The 18,033-nt window shown below is 63.7% G+C and carries 17 protein-coding genes; 6 read left to right on the top strand and 11 right to left on the bottom strand.

What is annotated here, in order from left to right; translation table 11 throughout:
- Positions 1–250: 250 nt before the first annotated feature.
- From ABID59_RS19270 to ltnD, 4 genes are all read right to left on the bottom strand, one after another.
- On the bottom strand, positions 251–1,942 hold the full coding sequence (locus ABID59_RS19270) for a methyl-accepting chemotaxis protein (RefSeq protein WP_354084395.1): 1,692 nt from the start codon (positions 1,940–1,942) through the stop codon (positions 251–253).
- Between the two features lie 164 nt (positions 1,943–2,106).
- Complete coding sequence (gene otnK / locus ABID59_RS19265) at positions 2,107–3,384, bottom strand: 3-oxo-tetronate kinase (protein ID WP_354084394.1); 1,278 nt, start codon at positions 3,382–3,384, stop codon at positions 2,107–2,109.
- Positions 3,381–4,163, bottom strand: a complete 783-nt coding sequence (gene otnI, locus ABID59_RS19260; RefSeq protein ID WP_354084393.1) for a 2-oxo-tetronate isomerase — start codon at positions 4,161–4,163, stop codon at positions 3,381–3,383. Before otnI ends, otnK begins: the two co-directional genes overlap by 4 nt.
- Before the next feature lie 12 nt (positions 4,164–4,175).
- Positions 4,176–5,222: an L-threonate dehydrogenase gene (gene ltnD / locus ABID59_RS19255; RefSeq protein WP_354084392.1), complete on the bottom strand. Its 1,047-nt coding sequence runs from the start codon at positions 5,220–5,222 to the stop codon at positions 4,176–4,178.
- On the opposite strand from ltnD, the gene otnC reads away from it, so the two are divergent.
- Positions 5,198–5,890, top strand: coding sequence for a 3-oxo-tetronate 4-phosphate decarboxylase (gene otnC, locus ABID59_RS19250; RefSeq protein WP_354084391.1), 693 nt, complete (start codon positions 5,198–5,200; stop codon positions 5,888–5,890). The two genes, ltnD and otnC, sit on opposite strands and share 25 nt — an antisense overlap.
- A gap of 102 nt (positions 5,891–5,992) precedes the next feature.
- Here otnC and ABID59_RS19245 read toward each other — a convergent pair whose 3' ends face one another.
- The 6 genes from ABID59_RS19245 to ABID59_RS19220 all read right to left on the bottom strand — a co-directional run bounded on the left by ABID59_RS19245 (position 5,993) and on the right by ABID59_RS19220 (position 11,562).
- Complete coding sequence (locus tag ABID59_RS19245) at positions 5,993–6,697, bottom strand: ABC transporter ATP-binding protein (protein WP_148748889.1); 705 nt, start codon at positions 6,695–6,697, stop codon at positions 5,993–5,995.
- Positions 6,681–7,412 (bottom strand): ABC transporter ATP-binding protein, encoded by a 732-nt coding sequence (locus ABID59_RS19240; protein WP_354031785.1) that lies wholly within the window; start codon positions 7,410–7,412, stop codon positions 6,681–6,683. Before ABID59_RS19240 ends, ABID59_RS19245 begins: the two co-directional genes overlap by 17 nt.
- Positions 7,409–8,392 (bottom strand): branched-chain amino acid ABC transporter permease, encoded by a 984-nt coding sequence (locus tag ABID59_RS19235; protein ID WP_354031784.1) that lies wholly within the window; start codon positions 8,390–8,392, stop codon positions 7,409–7,411. The genes ABID59_RS19240 and ABID59_RS19235 overlap by 4 nt, the downstream gene beginning before the upstream one ends.
- Entirely contained in the window at positions 8,392–9,270 is an 879-nt protein-coding gene (locus ABID59_RS19230) for a branched-chain amino acid ABC transporter permease (RefSeq protein WP_354084581.1), read from the bottom strand. The genes ABID59_RS19235 and ABID59_RS19230 overlap by 1 nt, the downstream gene beginning before the upstream one ends.
- 146 nt (positions 9,271–9,416) lie before the next feature.
- Positions 9,417–10,661 carry an ABC transporter substrate-binding protein gene (locus ABID59_RS19225; protein WP_354031783.1) on the bottom strand — a complete coding sequence of 415 codons (1,245 nt, stop codon included), beginning with the start codon at positions 10,659–10,661 and terminating at the stop codon, positions 9,417–9,419.
- Between the two features lie 85 nt (positions 10,662–10,746).
- The gene (locus tag ABID59_RS19220; protein ID WP_354084390.1) at positions 10,747–11,562 is read right to left on the bottom strand and encodes a putative hydro-lyase; all 816 of its coding nucleotides are present in this window, start codon (positions 11,560–11,562) and stop codon (positions 10,747–10,749) included.
- Between the two features lie 119 nt (positions 11,563–11,681).
- On the opposite strand from ABID59_RS19220, the gene ABID59_RS19215 reads away from it, so the two are divergent.
- Genes ABID59_RS19215 through ABID59_RS19200 form a run of 4 tightly spaced genes read left to right on the top strand, consistent with a single transcriptional unit; the run spans position 11,682 to position 15,890 of the window.
- The gene (locus ABID59_RS19215; protein ID WP_148748894.1) at positions 11,682–12,599 is read left to right on the top strand and encodes a LysR family transcriptional regulator; all 918 of its coding nucleotides are present in this window, start codon (positions 11,682–11,684) and stop codon (positions 12,597–12,599) included.
- A gap of 31 nt (positions 12,600–12,630) precedes the next feature.
- Positions 12,631–13,881, top strand: coding sequence for a Zn-dependent hydrolase (locus tag ABID59_RS19210; RefSeq protein WP_354084389.1), 1,251 nt, complete (start codon positions 12,631–12,633; stop codon positions 13,879–13,881).
- Positions 13,882–13,893: 12 nt separating this feature from the next.
- Positions 13,894–14,805, top strand: coding sequence for an NAD(P)-dependent oxidoreductase (locus tag ABID59_RS19205; protein WP_354084388.1), 912 nt, complete (start codon positions 13,894–13,896; stop codon positions 14,803–14,805).
- An 11-nt stretch (positions 14,806–14,816) separates the two neighbouring features.
- On the top strand, positions 14,817–15,890 hold the full coding sequence (locus ABID59_RS19200; RefSeq protein ID WP_354084387.1) for a malate/lactate/ureidoglycolate dehydrogenase: 1,074 nt from the start codon (positions 14,817–14,819) through the stop codon (positions 15,888–15,890).
- Between the two features lie 80 nt (positions 15,891–15,970).
- Here ABID59_RS19200 and ABID59_RS19195 read toward each other — a convergent pair whose 3' ends face one another.
- Complete coding sequence (locus ABID59_RS19195) at positions 15,971–17,044, bottom strand: tartrate dehydrogenase (protein ID WP_354084386.1); 1,074 nt, start codon at positions 17,042–17,044, stop codon at positions 15,971–15,973.
- Positions 17,045–17,201: 157 nt separating this feature from the next.
- Between ABID59_RS19195 and ABID59_RS19190 the strand changes: the two genes are divergently transcribed.
- Positions 17,202–17,978, top strand: coding sequence for an SDR family oxidoreductase (locus ABID59_RS19190; protein ID WP_354084385.1), 777 nt, complete (start codon positions 17,202–17,204; stop codon positions 17,976–17,978).
- The last annotated feature ends 55 nt before the right edge of the window (positions 17,979–18,033 follow it).

Below are 18,033 nucleotides of genomic sequence, written 5' to 3'. Positions count from 1 at the left end.
CAAATACGGGGGACAAGTCCAAATACGGGGGACAAGGAACACGCCCCACCGGTTCCTCGGCTGATTTACCCGAACACCGCCGAAATGGCCAACGACAGCGTGTCACGCGCGGTCAATTCCCTGCTATCGCACAGCGAAATCGCATTCCAGATATGCAGCCTCTCGTCGAAAGATTACAGGAAGGGCCTTCAACCACGCAAAAAAGCGGCGCCCGGAGGCACCGCTTTCAGAACTGACATCTTCTTGAGGTCTACGCCGCCCGAACGTTGGTCAGGAACTTGCTGACCTCGGTTTTCAACCGGGTCGAGTCGTTCGACAGCATCTGCGCCGCCGAGAGTACTTGCGAGGAAGCTGTGCCGGTTTCGGTGGCGCCGCGCTGCACGTCGGTGATGTTGGACGAGACCTGCTGGGTGCCCTGCGCCGCCTGCTGGACGTTGCGGGCGATTTCCTGGGTCGCGGCACCCTGCTCTTCCACCGCGGCCGCAATCGCGGAGGAGATTTCCGAGAGACGCTCGATGGTCGAGGAGATCTCCTTGATCGCGCCGACCGAGTCGTTGGTCGCCGCCTGGATGCCGGAGATCTGCTGGCCGATCTCGCCGGTCGCCTTCGCGGTCTGTTCGGCCAGCGCCTTCACTTCGGAGGCGACCACCGCGAAGCCGCGGCCGGCTTCACCGGCGCGCGCCGCCTCGATGGTGGCGTTCAGCGCCAGCAGGTTGGTCTGGCCGGCGATGGTGTTGATGAGCTCGACGACATCGCCAATGCGCGAAGCGGCTTTCGACAGCTCGCTGACGCGCTCGGTAGTGGCGCGGGCCTGGCCGACGGCGTCACCCGCCATCCGCGCCGATTCCTGCACCTGACGGCTGATCTCGCCGACCGAGGAGGCCATCTCTTCCGTCGCCGAAGCCACCGACTGGACGTTGGTGGAAGCCTCTTCCGAAGCGGCGGCAACAGTGGTCGCCAGCCGCTGCGAACGATCGGCGGTCGAAGTCAGGGTCGAGGCGGAGGATTCGAGCTGGGTCGAGGCCGACGACACGGTCTGGACGATCTCGCCGATCATCGTTTCGAATTCGCGGGTGACATTGTCGACGCGGCGGCCGCGCTCGATCTTGGCTTCGGCGTCGGCCGCAGCAGCCTCGTCGGCAGCCTTCTTGGCGATCAGCGCTTCCTTGAAGACCTGGAGCACGTCGGCCATGGCGCCGATCTCGGTCTTCTCGCCACGGTGCGGGACCTCGGCGGAAAGGTCGCCTTTGCCGAGCGCCTGCATCGGCTGGATGATGGAGTTGATGCCGCTGGAGACGTCCTGGACGAGATAGAAGCCGACGCCAATGCCAATGACGACGGCGGCGCCGAGGATGATCGCGACGAGTACGAAGGCGTAGTAATAGGTGTCGGAGGCATCGGCGGAGGCCTGATCGCCGCCCGTGGTGTTCAGCTCGATGTCCTTGGCCAGAATCGCGTCGGCCTCAAGCCCGATCTTGTTGACTGTCTTGGTGTTCAACTCGTGCGCCTCGTGCGGAATCTTGCCGGCCTCCTTGCGCGATAACGCCATGACTTCCTGGGTGCCCTTCTTGTAGTCCTCCCAGATCTTGGACCACTGGCTGTAAAGCGCGCGCTCCTCGGGCGAGGTAATCATCGCCTCGTATGCCTTGCGGAATTTGGTATTGGCCTCGACCACCGTCGCGAGGGTCTTCTCCGCCGCGAGCTTCTCCTCCAGCGTTTCCGCCAGCATATGCTCGCGGATAACGTTGCGGTAGGTGATGACGCCGGCGCGCAGATCGCCGATCACCCGCACGCTGGGCATCCAGTTCGTGGTGATATCGACCGTGTTCGCGTTGATCGACCGCATCTTCATGACGGCGAGCAGGCCCATGCCTGTCATCGCGACCAGCAGGAACGCCACGACACTGATGATCTTGGCGCGGATGGAGAGGGAGGCGAACATAATCGGATCTCTTTGCTGGGCGCGGTCGCGTCCGGGAATTTACCAATCAACCGAGGGGAGCAGTGCCGACATCACCAACAAAGCATCTGGGCAGATGTGAACTCTGATTCCTCACGGGTAAGGAACCCGAAAGAGATGAACAGGGGGATAAGAATGCCCTGCGCTCAGCGCATGAGCCCGATCGCATCCGAAAAAAACTGCGCTCCACCGAAATTTCCGGACTTGAGAGCGAGCAACATGCCGGCTTTTTCAGCACCGACAGCGCGCAGCACGGGGACACCCGCAGCGATCTCCACTCCAACGAGAAATCCGGGAATCTTCAACCGATCGACCACGGCGCCAGAGGTCTCGCCGCCGGCGACGATCAAGCGCCGCACCCCTGCTTTCACAAGGCTTTCGGCGATGTCGGCCATCGTCTGCTCGATGGCGTGCCCTGCGGCGTCGCGGCCGTGACGCGCCTGGAGCGCAGCAACGTCAGCCGGCGTCGCGCTCGATGCAATCAGCACGGGCCCCTGGGCCAATCGCTCCTTCGCCCAGTCCAGCGCACGCTGCGTTTCGTTCGCGCCCGTAAGAATACGGTCAGGATCGAGACGGAGCACCGGCATGACCCGTTCGGCATTGGCGATCTGCTGCAAGGTGGCTTGCGAGCAGCTTCCGGCGAGGCACGCCACCTGTCCACCGACGGCGGCGCGCTGGTCGCCGCTTGTGGTGGCCGATTTGACCTTGCCGGTCGACACCAGCGCGCGGGCGAGCCCGAGGCCGATACCGGAGGCGCCGACCGACAGCCGGTGCTCTGCGGCGACGAGGCCGATGGTCTCGAGGTCGCGGTCGAACACGGCGTCAATGATGGCGGCGCCGATACCCTTGCCTGATAGTTCGGCAAGCCGGCCGTGCACGGCCTCCGCCCCGCGCGCGAGGGTCGCGAGATCGACGAGACCGATCTGCGTCTTGCTCTGGCGCGCCAGCACGCGCACCAGATTGGAATCATGCATCGGGTTGAGCGGATGGTCCTTCAAAGGGCTCTCGTTCAGCGGCACGGCGCCGACGAACAGATTGCCCTGGTAGACGGTGCGGCCGGTTTCGGGGAAAGCCGGCGTCACCAGCACGACCGCCTCGCCGCAATCGGCGCGCAGCGCGTCCATCACCGGCCCGATATTGCCGGCATCGGTGGAATCGAAGGTCGAGCAGATCTTGAACAGCACGTGGCTCGCGCCGCGACCACGCAGCCATTTCTCCGCCGCGCGCGAGCGCGACACCGCAAGCCCCGCCTCGATCGAGCGGCTCTTCAGCGACACCACGACGGCGTCGACTTCCGGCAGCTTCAGATCGTCAGCAGGCACGCCGATGGTCTGCACCGTGCGCAAGCCGGCGCGCGTGAGCGTGTTGGCGAGATCGGAGGCGCCGGTGTAGTCATCGGCGATGCAACCCAGCGCAAGTGTCACGACTTCACTCCAGCATAGGGCTTGAACCAGGCCAGGCCATCGGTGGTCTTGCCGCGCGGATTGTATTCGCAGCCGACGAATCCAGCGTAGCCGAGGCGGTCGAGCTCATCGAACAGGAACGGATAATTGAGCTCCTCGCCGTCGGGCTCGTTGCGCGAGGGAATGCTGGCGATCTGGATGTGGCCGATGATCGGCATCATCTCGCGCAGCCGCATGGTGACGTCGCCATGGATGATCCCGCAATGATAGATGTCGAACTGGAGCTTCAAATTGGGAAGCCTCAACTCCTGGATCAAATCGCGCGCGAAGCCGAAATCGTTGAGGAAGTAACCTGGGACGTTGCGAGCGTTGATCGGCTCGAGCACGATGTCGATGCCATGCGGCGCGAAGAATTCCGCAGCCCACGTCACCGATTTGTAGAAGGCCTCGATCGCCACCCGTTCGCCGCGGTTGGCGATGCCCGCCATCAAATGCAGCCGCTTGACGCCGGTCGCTTTGGCGTAAGGCAGCGCCGTCTCCAGGCTCGCCTTGAGGTCGGCAAAGCGCGCCGGCAACGCAGCAAAACCTTTCTCGCCGGCATTCCAGTCGCCCGGCGGCAGGTTGAACAGCGCCTGTGCCAGGCCGTTGCGCTTGAGCCGCTCGCCGATCGCCTCGACCGGATGCTCATAGGGAAAGAGAAATTCGACGGCGGTGAAGCCGGCTGCCGCGGCGGCGTCAAACCGGTCGAGAAACGGCACCTCGGTGAACATCATCGAGAGGTTGGCGGCGAAACGGGGCATTGGAATCCTCTTCTACTTGTCGCCGGGAAGTTTTACGCCGGTGACCTGCGCATACATTCGCGCCACCGACGCATCATCGTCACGCCCCATGCCGGCAGCTGACGTCATCAGGAACATCTGGAGGGCTGCGGCGGAAACCGGCACCGGGAATCTGGCGCTGCGCGCCATGTCCTGGATGATGCCGAGATCCTTGACGAAGATCTCCACCGCGCTCCGCGGCGTGTAGTCGCCGTCGAGCACGTGCGGCATACGGTTCTCGAACATCCACGAATTGCCGGCAGACGCCGTGATCACCTCATAGACCTTGCGGATGTCGAGGCCCTGCTTGGCCGCGAACGCTATCGCTTCGCTGGCGGCAGCGATATGCACGCCGGCCAGCAGCTGGTTGATCATCTTGAAGGCCGCGCCTTCGCCAGCGGCATCGCCGAGCTCGTAGAGCTTTGCTGCCATGGCATCGAGCGCCGGGCGCGCCTTGGCGAAGGCGGCGGGACTGCCCGAAGCAAGGATCGTCAGCTCGCCTTGCGCGGCGCGTTGCGCGCCGCCGGAGATCGGCGCATCCAGGTAATTTCGGCCGGTCGCTTCCAGCTCTTTTGCCAGGCGCCGGGCCACGTCGGGATCCATGGTCGCAGAGGAGATGAAGACGCTGTCCTTCGGCAGGGTCTCGGCCACGCCGTCCTTGCCGAACAGGATCGCTTCGGTCTGCGCGGCATTGACGACGACGCTGACGACGATGTCCGCGCCCTTGGCCGCCTCGGCCGGCGTTGTGGCGCCGGCGCCGCCGTCCTTGACAAAACGCGCCACCGCATCAGCCGAAACGTCGCAGCCGGTGACCGTATGGCCGGCGCGCTTCAGCGAGGTCGCCATGCCGTACCCCATCGAGCCGAGCCCGATGACCGCGATGCGCTGATTTTGTGACGTGGAGGCGGACATGCAACTAACCCTTGCGAACGTTTCCCGGACGGCCGCCTTTGCGGCGGCTCGTGATCTCGAATAACACGGCTTGGCCGCGCTGCCAAAGCGTGAGACAAGCGAGCATGACGGCCATGAAAACTGAAACAAGCAACGAGACAAGGCTGCGTGAGGATATCTGCCGCTTCGGACGGTCCCTGTTCGAGCGCGGGCTGACGCCGGGCTCCTCCGGCAATATCAGTGTCAGGCTGGATAGCGGCGGCTGGCTGGTGACGCCGACCAACGCCTCGCTCGGCTTCCTCGATCCTGCAAAACTGTCGCGGCTGGACGATCAGGGCCGGCTCATGTCCGGCGATGCGCCGACCAAGGAAGTTCCGCTGCACACCGCGCTCTACGATACGCGCGGAAGCGCGCGGGCAATCGTGCATCTGCACTCCACTCATTCGGTCGCGCTCTCGATGCTGCCCGAGATCGACCCGCACGCCGCGCTGCCGCCGATGACGGCCTATTATCTGATGAAATGCGGCGCCACCGCGCTCGTGCCCTATTACCGCCCGGGCGATCCCGCGGTCGCGGATGCGATCAAGGGACTGGCCGGAAAATATTCATCCGTGCTGCTCGCCAATCACGGGCCGGTGGTCGCCGGCGAGACACTGGAATCGGCGGTGTTCGCGACCGAGGAGCTGGAGGAGACGGCGAAGCTCTATCTGCTGCTGCGCGGAATGAACCCGCGGTATCTCTCGCCGGAGCAGGTGGCGGATCTGGTGAAAGTGTTCGGGGTGACGCTGCCGGAGCATGGGCACGAGCACGGGCATTGAGCCCAGCTTTAACCTCGTCATTGCGAGCGCAGCGAAGCAATCCAGAGTCTTTCCGCGGAGGGATTCTGGATTGCTTCGCTGCGCTCGCAATGACGGTTGGCGCTAGAGCCCCAGATACGCCTTCCTCACGTCCGGATTGCCCCTGATCTCCGCCGCCGGACCCTGCATCAGCACACGGCCGGTTTGCAGGATGTACGCGCGGTCGGCGATCTCCAGGCACTCGGCCATGCGCTGTTCGACGATCAGCACGGTCATGCCGGCTTCGCGGATGGTTTTCACCGCCTGGAAGATTTCGTCGACCAGCTTCGGCATGATGCCCTGCGAGGGCTCGTCGAGCATCAGAAGCCGCGGACGCGTCATCAGGGCGCGGCCGATCGCGAGCATCTGCTGCTCGCCGCCGGAGAGCGTTTCGGCGCGCTGCTCGAGGCGTTCGGACAGTCGCGGGAACAGCTTGAAGACGAGATCGAGCGGTCCCTCGCGATCCGCCTCGCCGCGATAGAGATAGCTGCCGAGGCGGAGATTGTCGCGCACCGACAAGCGTGGGAACAGGCGGCGGTTCTCCGGCACATAGGCGATGCCGGTGGCGGTGATATGATGCTGCGCCATGCCGTCGAGGCGTTTGCCGTCGAAGGTCACCGTACCCGAGCGCGGACGCTCGGCACCGGCAATGGACTTGAGCAGCGTCGACTTGCCCGCACCGTTGGCGCCGGCGACACAGACGATCTCACCCTTCTGGACCTCGATCGAGACCGCGGAGATCGCGACCAGGCCCTGATAGGCGGTCGTGACTTCATGCACCGACAGCATGACGATCTCCCAGATATGCGCTGATCACCTTGGGATCGCGGACCACGTCGGCGGGCTTGCCCTCGACCAGGACCTTGCCGAGGTCGAGCACGATGGCGCGATCGACCAACGGCATCACGATCTCCATGACATGCTCGACCATCAGAACGGTGATGCCGGCATCGCGTACTTTTCGCACCAGCGCCACGCCGGTCTGTGCCTCGGTCGGCGTAAGGCCGGTGAGCACTTCATCGAGCAGCAACAGCTTCGGTTCGGTCGCAAGCGCACGGGCAACTTCGAGGCGGCGCTTTTCGGCCGGCACGAGGTCGCTTGCGAGCACGTCGGCGCGCGCCGCAAGGCCGGTGAATTCCAGCACCTGATGCGCCTTGCGGCGAGCCTCGCGCATCACCGTGTTGCGCACGAGTGCGCCGACGATGACGTTGTCGATCACCGTCATGGTCTCAAAGCTCTTGACGACCTGGAAGGTGCGCCCGACGCCACGCTGGCAGCGCGCGGCCGCCGGCAACTTTGTCACGTCCTCGCCGTCGAACCAGATCGAGCCTTGCGTCGGCGGCAGAACGCCGGCGATGAGGTTGAACAGCGTCGACTTGCCGGCGCCATTCGGACCGATCAGCCCGACGATCTCGCCGCGGCCGACCGAGATCGAGACGTCGCTGTTGGCGACGAGGCCGCCAAACCGCTGCCAGACGCCGCGGGTTTCAAGGAGCGCGGTCATCGCGTCGCTCCTTTTGCCTTGGAACGGGAGAACAGGCTGACCAGGCCTTGCGGCAAAGCGAGCGAGATCGCCACGATCAGCGCGCCATAGACGATGAGGTCGACGCCGCGGCCGGAGCCGCCGATATAGGAGCGCGTCAGCTCCGTCATCGGGATCAGGATGGCCGCTCCTAACACCGGACCCCAGAGGGTGCCGATGCCACCGAGCACGGCCGGGAGTGCCATCAGAAGCGAGAACTGGAAACCCATGACGCTTTCGGGATCGATATAAGCGAGGAATTGCGCATAGAAGGCGCCGCCGACGGCAACGAGGAATGCAGAGACCGCTGCCGCACCCATCTTGGAGTTGAACACGACGACGCCCAGGCTTTCAGCGGCTTCCGGATTGTCCTTTACCGCGCGCCACCAAAAACCCCATTTGGAGTCCTCGAGCCACCAGGTGACGAACCAGGCGACGCAGCAAAGCGCCAGCGCGAAATAGAAGTACGGCAGCTTGCTGCGCATGAACTGGAATTTCAGCCAGCTGTCGCCGCGCACCGGAATGGTAATTCCCATCGCAGCCCCCGCCCATTCCCAGTTCTGGAACAGCAGCAGCCCGATCTCGGCGATGACGATGGTCGCGATCACGAAGTAATGGCCACGCAGACGGAAGAAGGGATAGCCGAGCCCCATCGCGATCACGGCAGCGATCACGCCGCCGGCAAGCATGCCGAACCAGGGCAGCACGCCGAACTTGGTGAACAGCAGCTCCGTGGTGTAGGCGCCGATGCCGAAATAGAGCGCGTGTCCGAGCGAGATCTGTCCGCAATAGCCGGACAGGATGTTCCAGCTCTGCGACAGCGCCGCATACATCAAGGTCAGCACTAGGATATTCTGGATGTAGACGTTCTTGACGAACAGCGGCGCGAGCGCGGCCAGTGCGGCCAGCACTGCGGCAACGATGAGATCGCGGCGGCGCCGCGCGGCAAAATTCTTGTCCATCACATTGACCCGAACAGGCCACGCGGCCGGATGAAGACAACGAGCAAGTACACCGCATAGATGCCGACCGACTTCAGTGAGGGCGGCAGCATCAGGGCGGTCACCGCTTCAACCAGGCCGACAATGATGCCGCCGGCAAAGGCGCCGAACACACTACCAAAGCCGCCGAGCGCCACCGTGACATAGGCAATCAACGCAAAGGACGCGCCAACGTCGGGATAGATGTAGAAAAACACCGCCATGATCGCGCCGGCGAGACCGACGAGCGCAGCACCAAGGCCCCAACCGAACGCGAACACGCGGTTCTTGTCGATACCGACGAGCGCGACCGCGCCGGGATCTTCACGGGTGGCTTCCAGCGCGCGGCCGAAATCGGTGCGGTGGATGAAGAAGTAGAGGCCGGCAAAGGCCGCGATCGAGACCAGCGCACCGACCAGCTGCGGCTCCGGCAGGAAAATGCCCACAACCGAGATGGTTTTGCCACCGAGCCAGGATTGCGGAATGCTGCGATAGTCCGGCGTGAAGAACAGCTGGGCCAGTCCGCGCATCACGATGGCCAGGCCGAAGGTGGTGAAGATCTGCACCATGCCGGCATTGGCCTTGGCGCGCATGGCGAAGCGCACGATCAACAGGTAGATCACCGCTCCGAACACGAACATCGCTGCCGCGACGAGCGGCGCCGAAAGCAAGGGGTCGATGGCGAAGAACGTGAACAGGAAGAAGGACGCGTACATCGCGATCATCAGGAACTCGCCATGGGCGAAGTTCGTGACGTCCATCAGGCCGAAGATCAGCGCGAGGCCGACGGCGATCAGTCCGTAGAGCAGGCCCATCAGCAGGCCGCTCGCGAGACTTTGGAGAACGGTTTCGACTGTCAGCAACTTGTCCCCCAGAAAAAGCCCTCACTCCGAGGGGCGTCATCGAACGCGCATCGCAAAGGACGGGCCGCCCTCGTCTTTCCCGACGCGGGCTCCGTCTTACTCCGCAGGATCAGGAGCTATCGTCCGGGCTCCCGATTTCGTCCTCACTTCATCGGCCAGACTGCTTCGGCCACGGCCGCCTGCGACGGGAAGATAGTGACAAACTTGCCGCCGATATATTGCAGCAGCACCGGATCGGCGTCGTTGTTCTGGCCCATGTCGTCGAACTTGACCCGCTTCCAGGGCATGATGGTCTGCTCGCCCGGGATGTCGGTTGCGGCCATCGCGTCGCGGATCTTCTCGCCGTCGGTCGACTTGGCGCGGTTGATGGCGTCCGCGATCACGATCATCGCCATGAACTGCCGCGACGTGTTGTCGTTGAGATCCTTGCCCGATTTCGCCTTGAACAGATCGTTGATCTTGCCGACCATCGGCCGCTTGGCGGCGAGATCGAGCGAGAAGCTGCCGCGGGTGATCGCACCTTCGAGCTTGTCGCCGACGGCGTCGTAAAGCGCCTTTTCGGAGAAGCCCGCTGCCTGGGCCAGGATCGCGTTCGGCTTGTAGCCGAGCTCCGCCATCGTCTTGACCAGCAGGATGCCGTCCGTGGTGTAGCTCGAGGGCAGCAGCACATCGGCATTGGCGGCCTTGAGCTGCTGGACTTCGGCAGACAAGGACGGCGAGTTGGCGCGGTACTTGATGTCGGCGACGATCTTGTAGCCGCGCTCGGTTGCGAACTTGGTCTGGGCGTTGGCGGAGTCGGTGCCGAAGATCGTATCTTCGTGGAACAGCGCCAGCGTCTCGGCCTTGACGCCCTTCTTCTTCATCGAGTCGAGGAAATCGAACATCCCGGCCGAAAACATCTCGTCATGCGGCGAGGCGCGGAAATAGTACTTCAGTCCGCGGCGATGCAGGCTCGGCGAGGAATTGTCCGCCGACAAGAACGGGATCTGGTAACGCTCGCAAATCTGACTGACCGTGACCGCGACTGCGCTCTGATAGGAGCCGAGCACCGCGCAGACTTTTTCCTGGGTGATCAGCCGCTCGGCTTCGGCGCGCCCCTTTTGCGGGTCGCCCTGGTGGTCGGCGTACACCATGCGGATCTTGGCGCCACCGAGACCGGGCAAGCCGACACCCTTCGCCAGCGGAAGGTCGAAGTCCTGGTCGTTGTTGATGATATCGATCGCGGTCTCGAATGCACGCTGCGCGTCGACCCCTACCTGGGCGCCGGCGCCGGACAAGGGATAGGTCGCGCCGATCACCACCTCAGAGGTTTGCGCGCGCGCCGCTAGCGGCAACAGCGCGGCAGCGGCGGTGGCTCCGAGCAGAACGTCGCGGCGAGTGATCGTCATTGGCAAAGTCCTCTGTATTTTGTGCGTATCGAATGAAGCGATTGGCAAACTGCGTAAAGCCTGAAGAAGCAGCAAATGCTGCCCACTAAATCACGGCCATGTTCCTGTTCTTCAGATCGGTCACCAACATCAGGCCGGGCGAATGCGTGATCGCGAAAGGGACCTTGGCCGCATTGATGACCGATTGCGGCGTCACGCCGCAGGCCCAGAACACCGGGATCTCGTCATCGGCAACAGCTACGGGATCACCATAGTCGGGCTTGGCGATGTCCTTGATGCCGATCAGATGCGGATGGCCGAGGTGCACGGGCGCGCCGTGCACGGCGGGATAGCGCGAGGTGATCTGCACCGCGCGGATCGCATCGGCCGCCTTGAACGGGCGCATCGACACCACCATCGGACCCGCGAACGGGCCGGCCTCGCCGCAGGCGATGTTGGTGCGGTACATCGGCACCCGCACGTTCTGCTCGATGTGGCGGATCGGCATGCCCTCGTCGAGCAGCGCCTCCTCGAATGAGAACGAGCACCCGAGCACGAAAGTCACGAGGTCATCGCGCCAATACTTGGTCACATCGGTTGGCTCATCGACGACTTCGCCGTCGCGCCAGACACGGTAGCGCGGCACGTCGGTGCGAATATCGAGATCGGCGCCAAGCGCAGGGATGTACGGGCTGCCGACATCGGACATCCCGATGATCGGGCACGGTTTCGGATTGAGCTGGCAGAAGCGGTGGAAGGCGCCGGCGTATTCCGCCGGCAGGATCGCCAGATTGCCCTGGACGAAGCCGGGCGCGACCCCGGCGGTGGAACCGACCTCGCCGCCACGATAGGCGAGCCGCGCCTGACGGCTCGGGAGGGTGTCGGGTGTTTCAGTTTGCTGCGCTGCCACCAAAACAGTCATGTGATCGACCTGCCTATAAACTCGACAAAGACAGCCAACACCAAGCATGCTATAAAGTCTAATCGTCCTTTCTAATCGATATCGATAAATCTATTTTATCGATCAGGAAAATCCTTTCAATGCTGGACTTCAGGTCGATCGAAACCTTCCTCTGGGTTGTGAAGCTCGGCAGCTTCCGCGGCGCCGCAGCACGACTCAATACGACCCAGCCGGCGATCTCCCAGCGCATTGCCCAGCTCGAGCGCGAGATGGGCGTCAAACTCCTGAACCGCGATCATCGCGTGGCGTCGCCCACCCCGAGCGGCCGGCAGATGATGGTCTATGCGGAAAAGCTGATCGGCCTGCGCGCTCAGATGATGGCCGAGATCGGCGATCGCTCGGCGATGCGCGGCGTGATGCGGCTTGGCGTCGCCGAGACCATCGTGCACACCTGGCTGCCGCGGCTGGTGAAGAGCATGAACGGGATCTATCCGAACCTGTCGCTGGAGATCGAGGTCGACATCACGCCGAACCTCACCGCGCGCCTGCTCGCGCAGGAGATCGAGCTGGCCTTCGTTGTCGGACCGCTGTCGGCCTCCGGCGTGCACAATCGCGTGCTCGCCGACTATCCGATCGGCTTCCTCGCAAGCCCCTCACTCGGGCTCGGCCACGGCCCGGTGACGCCCGCCGATCTCGCACGGTTTCCGATCATCACTTTTCCGCGTAAGACCAGACCCTACGAGGTCGTGCGCGAGGTGTTCGACCGGCCCGACTTGCCGCCGATCCGTCTCCACGCCTCTGCCTCGCTTGCCACCGTGATCCACATGGCAGTGGAAGGACTCGGCATCGCCGTGATCCCCGACGCCATCGTCGAAAACGAGCTCGCCGACGGCCGGCTGCAATTGCTCGACACCGATCTGGAGATCGCACCGCTGACGTTCACCGCAAGCTGGCTCGCCTCGCCCGACGTCGTCGCGGTCGAGCGCGTCGCCGAGCTTGCATGTCAGATTGCGCAGAGCAGCCTCGCGGTTGACGCGCCCGCGCTGGCGCGTCATTGAAACAGGCGCCGGACAAATGAGAGACTGATGCATGAGCCGAGCCGCCACCAATTTGCAGATCGATTCCGCCCGCCTCTGGGGCTCCATCCACGAGACCGCGCAATTCGGCGCGACGGCCAAAGGCGGCGTACGGCGGCTGACGCTCAGCGGCGAAGACAAGCAGGTTCGCGACTGGTTCCGAAAGGCCTGTGAGGAAGCCGGCCTCGACGTGCATGTCGATGCGCTCGGATCTCAGTTCGGCCTGCGCAAGGGCCGCGACATGTCGAAGCTTCCCGTCGGCATCGGTTCGCATCTCGACACCCAGCCGACCGGCGGGAAGTATGACGGCATTCTGGGAACGCTCGGCGCGCTCGAAGTGATCCGCACGCTGAACGATGCCGGCATCGAGACCGAGGTGCCGATCTGCATCGTCAACTGGACCAACGAGGAAGGCTCGCGCTTCGCGCCGGCGATGATGGCGTCCGCGGCCTACGTCGGCGATTTCACGGCCGACGACCTCCTGTCGCGCAAGGATATCGAGGGCACGACCGTCGGCCAGGCGCTCGACAGCATCGGCTATCGCGGCGACAAGCCGGTCGGTTTCCAGAAGCTCGGCTGCTTTGTCGAGCTGCACATCGAGCAAGGCCCGATCCTGGAGGCCGAAGGCAAGACCATCGGCGTGGTCGACTCCGGCCAGGGCGTACTCTGGTATGACGGCAAGATCTCCGGCTTCGAAAGCCATGCGGGATCGACCCCGATGCCGTTGCGGCGCGACGCGCTGGCGACACTGTCCGAGATCGTGCTGGCGATGGAGGCCATTGCCAGGAAGCACGGACCGAATGCAGTCGGCACCATCGGCGAAGCCGTGATCGCTAATCCCTCGCGCAACGTCATTCCCGGCGAGATCGCCTTTACGATGGATTGCCGCAGCGCAGATGGCACGATCATGGATGCCCTCGATCGTGACCTGCACACTACGATTGCCGAGATCGCCGCGCGCCGCAAGGTCGAGGTCAAGATCGATCTGGTCTGGCGCAAGCCGCCGACGCATTTCGATCCCAAGCTGATCGCCGCAGTCGAGAATGCAGCCAAGACGCTCGGTTATTCCTCCCGCCGCATCACCTCCGGCGCCGGCCACGATGCCTGCAACCTCAATACGGTCATGCCGGCGGCGATGGTGTTCGTGCCCTGCAAGGACGGCATCAGCCACAACGAGCTGGAAGATGCCACGCAGCCCGACTGCGCCGCGGGCACCAACGTGCTGATGCACACCGTGCTGGCGATCGCCGGCGTCGCATCCTGATCGGAGACAGACATGCGCGGAGTTTTCGTCGACGCCAATGAAGCCCTCGCCGTGATCATGGAGCGGCTTGAGAAGCCGGGCGATCCCAAGGTGCGGATCCACCGGGATCCCGACATCAAGCCCGAGCAATATCCTCAGATCCTCGACGGCGCCGAGATCGCCATCGTCGACCACACCGCGCTTCCCACCGAGGTCGCAAAACAATGCGCGGGGCTGAAGCACGTCGTGTTTCTCGGCACCGGCGCGCGCAGCTACATGAATCCGGAGGAGCTTAGCCAGCTCGGCATCTCCGTGCATCTGATCAAGGGCTATGGCGACACGGCCGTGGCGGAGTCCGCGATCGCGCTGATGTGGTCCTCGGCCCGCGTCATCGCGATGATGGATCGCGAGATGCGCGCCGGCAACTGGCTGCGCGAGGACGGCATGCAGCTCACCGGCAAGACGCTGGGTCTGATCGGCTTCGGCGGTATTGCGGCCGAAGTCGCGCGCATAGCGTCCGGCAGCGGCATGAAGGTGATCGCCTGGAACCGCTCGCCAAGGACCCATCCCGGCGTCGAGTTTACCGATCTCGACACGCTGCTGGCGAGAAGCGACGTGGTGTCGCTGCATCTGCTGCTCAACGACGAGACGCGCGGCATGATCACGCGCGAGACAATCGCGAAGATGAAGCCGGGCGTCGTCTTCATCAACACCGCGCGTGGCGCGATCGTCGACGAGCAGGCGATGATCGACGCGTTGACGTCGGGCCACATCCGCCATGCCGGCCTCGATGTCTTCAATATCGAGCCGTTGCCCGCGGACCATCCGCTGACCAGGATACCGAACGTAACGCTGTCGGCGCATTCGGCGTTCCGCACACCGGAAGCCAGCGAGAATCTGATCGAAGCGGCATGGGTCCATTGCCGCCGGATCGTGAAAGGATAAGAGCAACGACAATGGCCGACACTCGCACCATCAAGGCGGAACCGCTCACCAATGTCATCCGCGCCATCGTCAAGGCGGGCGGGTCTACGGACCGCGAAGCCGAGCTTGTCTCCACCAACTTAGTCGAGGCCAATCTGAAGGGACACGATTCGCACGGAGTCGGCATGATCCCGCGCTATGTCTCGAGCGTCACCAACGGCGGCCTCGCCGTGAACCAGCACGTCAAGATCGTGCTCGACACTGGTCCGCTTCTCACCCTCGACGGTCTCACCGGCTACGGCCAGGTGATCGGCCATGAAGCGATGGAGCTGGCGGCAGAGCGCGCCAAGAGCAACGGCGTCTGCCTCGTCGGCCTTTCCAACGCGCACCACATCGGCCGCATCGGCCATTGGGCCGAGCAGTGCATCGACCACGGGCTGGTCTCGATCCACTTCGTCAATGTGATTTCGCGCCCCATCGTGGCGCCCTGGGGCGGCAGCGATGCGCGCCACGGCACCAACCCGTTCTGCGTCGGCATCCCGCGCAGGGGCAAAGAGCCGATCGTGCTCGACTTCGCCACCAGCAGGATCGCACAGGGCAAGACCCGCGTCGCCCACAACAAGGGCGTCGAACTCGAGCCCGGCACCATCATCGACAACGAAGGCAAGCCCACGGTCAATCCACGCTACACCGTGATCCCGCCGCACGGTGCCATCCTGCCGTTCGGCGAGCACAAGGGCTCGGGTCTCGCTCTGGTGTGTGAAATCCTCGGCGGTGCGCTCTCCGGCGGTCAGGTGGTCAAGGGCCCGTCCGACGGCAAGCACAACGTCCTCAACGGCATGCTCTCGATCATCATCGACCCGGGCAAGCTCGGCACCGGCGAAAACCTCGCGCGCGAAGTCGAGAGCTTCGTCGCCTGGCACACCGGCTCGCCGCCCGCCCTCGGCGTCGACAAGGTCAAGATCGCCGGCGAGCCCGAGCGTGAGACCAAGAAGAAGCGGCTCGCGGAAGGTATCCCAGTCGATCCGACCACCTGGCAGGAAATTTTGACGGCCGGGAAGAAGTTCGGACTGGATGAAGCGGTGATCGAGAAGATCGTGGGCTGACTGCCAGCATTAATGTCGTCCCGACCCCCGAGCGCAATTGCGCACTAGGCCGGAAACGACATTTCGTTTAGCAGCCTACTTTAATCCACCATATCTGCGACCGCCTTGCCGCAGGCTGTGGTATCGGCGTTACCGCCGAGATCCTTGGTGCGGAGCGTGCGCTCGGCCAACGTGCGCTCGATCGCATCGACGATCGACTTGCCGGCAACCTTCTCGCCAAGATGCTCGAGCATCATCGCGCCCGACCAGATCGCGCCGATCGGGTTCGCTATGCCCTGCCCTGCGATGTCAGGCGCCGAACCGTGCACGGGCTCGAACACAGAGGGGAAATCGCCCTCGGGATTGATGTTGCCTGACGGTGCGATGCCGATGGTGCCGGTGCAGGCCGGGCCGAGATCGGACAGGATGTCGCCGAACAGGTTGGAGCCGACCACGACGTCGAACCAGTCCGGATGCAGCACGAAGTTCGCCGTGAGAATGTCGATGTGGTACTTGTCCCACTTCACGCCCGGAAACTTCTTCGCCATCGCCTCCACGCGCTCGTCCCAATAGGGCATGGTGATGGAGATGCCATTGGACTTCGTCGCCGACGTCAGGTGCTGCTTCGGCCGCGACTGTGCGAGCTCGAAGGCGAACTTGAGGATGCGATCGACGCCGGTGCGGGTCATCACCGTCTGCTGCGTCACGAACTCGCGGTCGGTGTCGGGGAACATGCGGCCGCCGACGGAGGAATATTCGCCTTCGGTGTTCTCGCGCACGACCCAGAAATCGATATCACCGGGCTTGCGGCCCGCCAGCGGCGACGGCACGCCGGGCATCAGCCGCACTGGGCGCAGATTCACATACTGGTCGAACTCGCGGCGGAATTTGATCAGCGAGCCCCACAGCGAAACGTGATCCGGAATCTTGGCCGGCCAGCCGACCGCGCCGAAATAGATCGCGTCGTGCTTGCCGATCTTCTCTTTCCAGTCGTCCGGCATCATCTGCCCGTGCTTCTCGTAGTAGTCCCAGGACGAGAAGTCGAAATGATCAAAATGCAGGGAGACCCCGTGCCTCTTCGCGGCCACCTCCAAAACGCGCAGGCCCTCGGGCATCACTTCCTTGCCGATGCCGTCGCCGGGAATGACTGCGATCCGGTATTGTTTCTTGCTCATCGAGAACGTCCTTTTTTGGTCCGGCAGCCGCCGCCTTTTTGACCGCACTGCAATGGACCAAAGTCAACGGCAGTGCAACGCTGCACTGCAATGTTGACCATGGCGCAGCCGTGCGCCTACTGATTTCATCCCTGTTCCCACCCTGCGAGTACCTCTCATGGATCTGCATCTGCGTGGCAAGCGCGTCCTCATCACAGGCGCGTCCAAGGGCATTGGCGCAGCCGCCGCCGAGGCGTTTGCCGAGGAAGGCGCTCATCTCCTGCTCGCCGCGCGCAACGGCGAGCAGCTCGAGGCGCTGGCCGACCGCTTGCGCTCGGCGCATCAGATCGATGCCGCGACCAGCATCGTCGATTTACGCAACGCCGTGGATTTGGCGCGGCTCGCCAGGGAGGCCGCCGACATCGACGTGCTCGTCAACAATGCCGGCGACATCCCCGGCGGCTCCATCGACAAGATCGATGAAGCCATCTGGCGCCACGCCTGGGAATTGAAAGTGTTCGGCTATATCAACCTGACGCGGCAGATCTACGCGCAGATGAAGGCCCGGGGCGGCGGCGTCATCGTCAACGACATTGGTGCTGCCGGCGAAAAATTCGACGCCCATTACATCTGCGGCAGCGCCGGCAATGCCGCGCTGATGGCTTTCACCCGCGCGCTCGGGGGAAAAAGTCTCGCCGACAACATCCGCGTGGTCGGCATCAATCCTGGTCCTGTTGGTACCGATCGTCACGTCACGCTGCTGAAGACGCGCGCAAAGCACCAGTTCGGCGACGAGAACCGTTACAAGGAATTCCAGAAGAGCCTGCCACTCGGCCGCCCCGCACATCCGCGCGAGATCGGCGACCTCATGGCGTTCCTGGCGTCGGATCGCGCCGGCTATACGTCGGGCGTGATCTATACGGTCGACGGCGGCATCAGCGCAGGATGGGGTTAACTCTATCCGCGTCATCGCGAGCGAAGCGAAGCAATCAAGACCGTCCCCGCAGATG

Origin of the sequence: Bradyrhizobium sp. S3.3.6, assembly GCF_040546905.1 — a bacterium.
Lineage (GTDB): Bacteria > Pseudomonadota > Alphaproteobacteria > Rhizobiales > Xanthobacteraceae > Bradyrhizobium > Bradyrhizobium cytisi.
This window is presented reverse-complemented; position numbering and strand designations above follow the sequence as displayed.

Coding starts and splice junctions, on each gene's coding strand:
- ABID59_RS19270 (WP_354084395.1), bottom strand. CDS start 1,942: ATGTTCGCCTCCCTCTCCATCCGCGCCAAGATCATCAGTGTCGTGGCG.
- otnI (WP_354084393.1), bottom strand. CDS start 4,163: ATGCCCCGTTTCGCCGCCAACCTCTCGATGATGTTCACCGAGGTGCCG.
- otnC (WP_354084391.1), top strand. CDS start 5,198: ATGACGGCCATGAAAACTGAAACAAGCAACGAGACAAGGCTGCGTGAG.
- ABID59_RS19245 (WP_148748889.1), bottom strand. CDS start 6,697: ATGCTGTCGGTGCATGAAGTCACGACCGCCTATCAGGGCCTGGTCGCG.
- ABID59_RS19240 (WP_354031785.1), bottom strand. CDS start 7,412: ATGACCGCGCTCCTTGAAACCCGCGGCGTCTGGCAGCGGTTTGGCGGC.
- ABID59_RS19235 (WP_354031784.1), bottom strand. CDS start 8,392: ATGGACAAGAATTTTGCCGCGCGGCGCCGCCGCGATCTCATCGTTGCC.
- ABID59_RS19225 (WP_354031783.1), bottom strand. CDS start 10,661: ATGACGATCACTCGCCGCGACGTTCTGCTCGGAGCCACCGCCGCTGCC.
- ABID59_RS19220 (WP_354084390.1), bottom strand. CDS start 11,562: ATGACTGTTTTGGTGGCAGCGCAGCAAACTGAAACACCCGACACCCTC.
- ABID59_RS19215 (WP_148748894.1), top strand. CDS start 11,682: ATGCTGGACTTCAGGTCGATCGAAACCTTCCTCTGGGTTGTGAAGCTC.
- ABID59_RS19210 (WP_354084389.1), top strand. CDS start 12,631: ATGAGCCGAGCCGCCACCAATTTGCAGATCGATTCCGCCCGCCTCTGG.
- ABID59_RS19205 (WP_354084388.1), top strand. CDS start 13,894: ATGCGCGGAGTTTTCGTCGACGCCAATGAAGCCCTCGCCGTGATCATG.
- ABID59_RS19200 (WP_354084387.1), top strand. CDS start 14,817: ATGGCCGACACTCGCACCATCAAGGCGGAACCGCTCACCAATGTCATC.
- ABID59_RS19195 (WP_354084386.1), bottom strand. CDS start 17,044: ATGAGCAAGAAACAATACCGGATCGCAGTCATTCCCGGCGACGGCATC.
- ABID59_RS19190 (WP_354084385.1), top strand. CDS start 17,202: ATGGATCTGCATCTGCGTGGCAAGCGCGTCCTCATCACAGGCGCGTCC.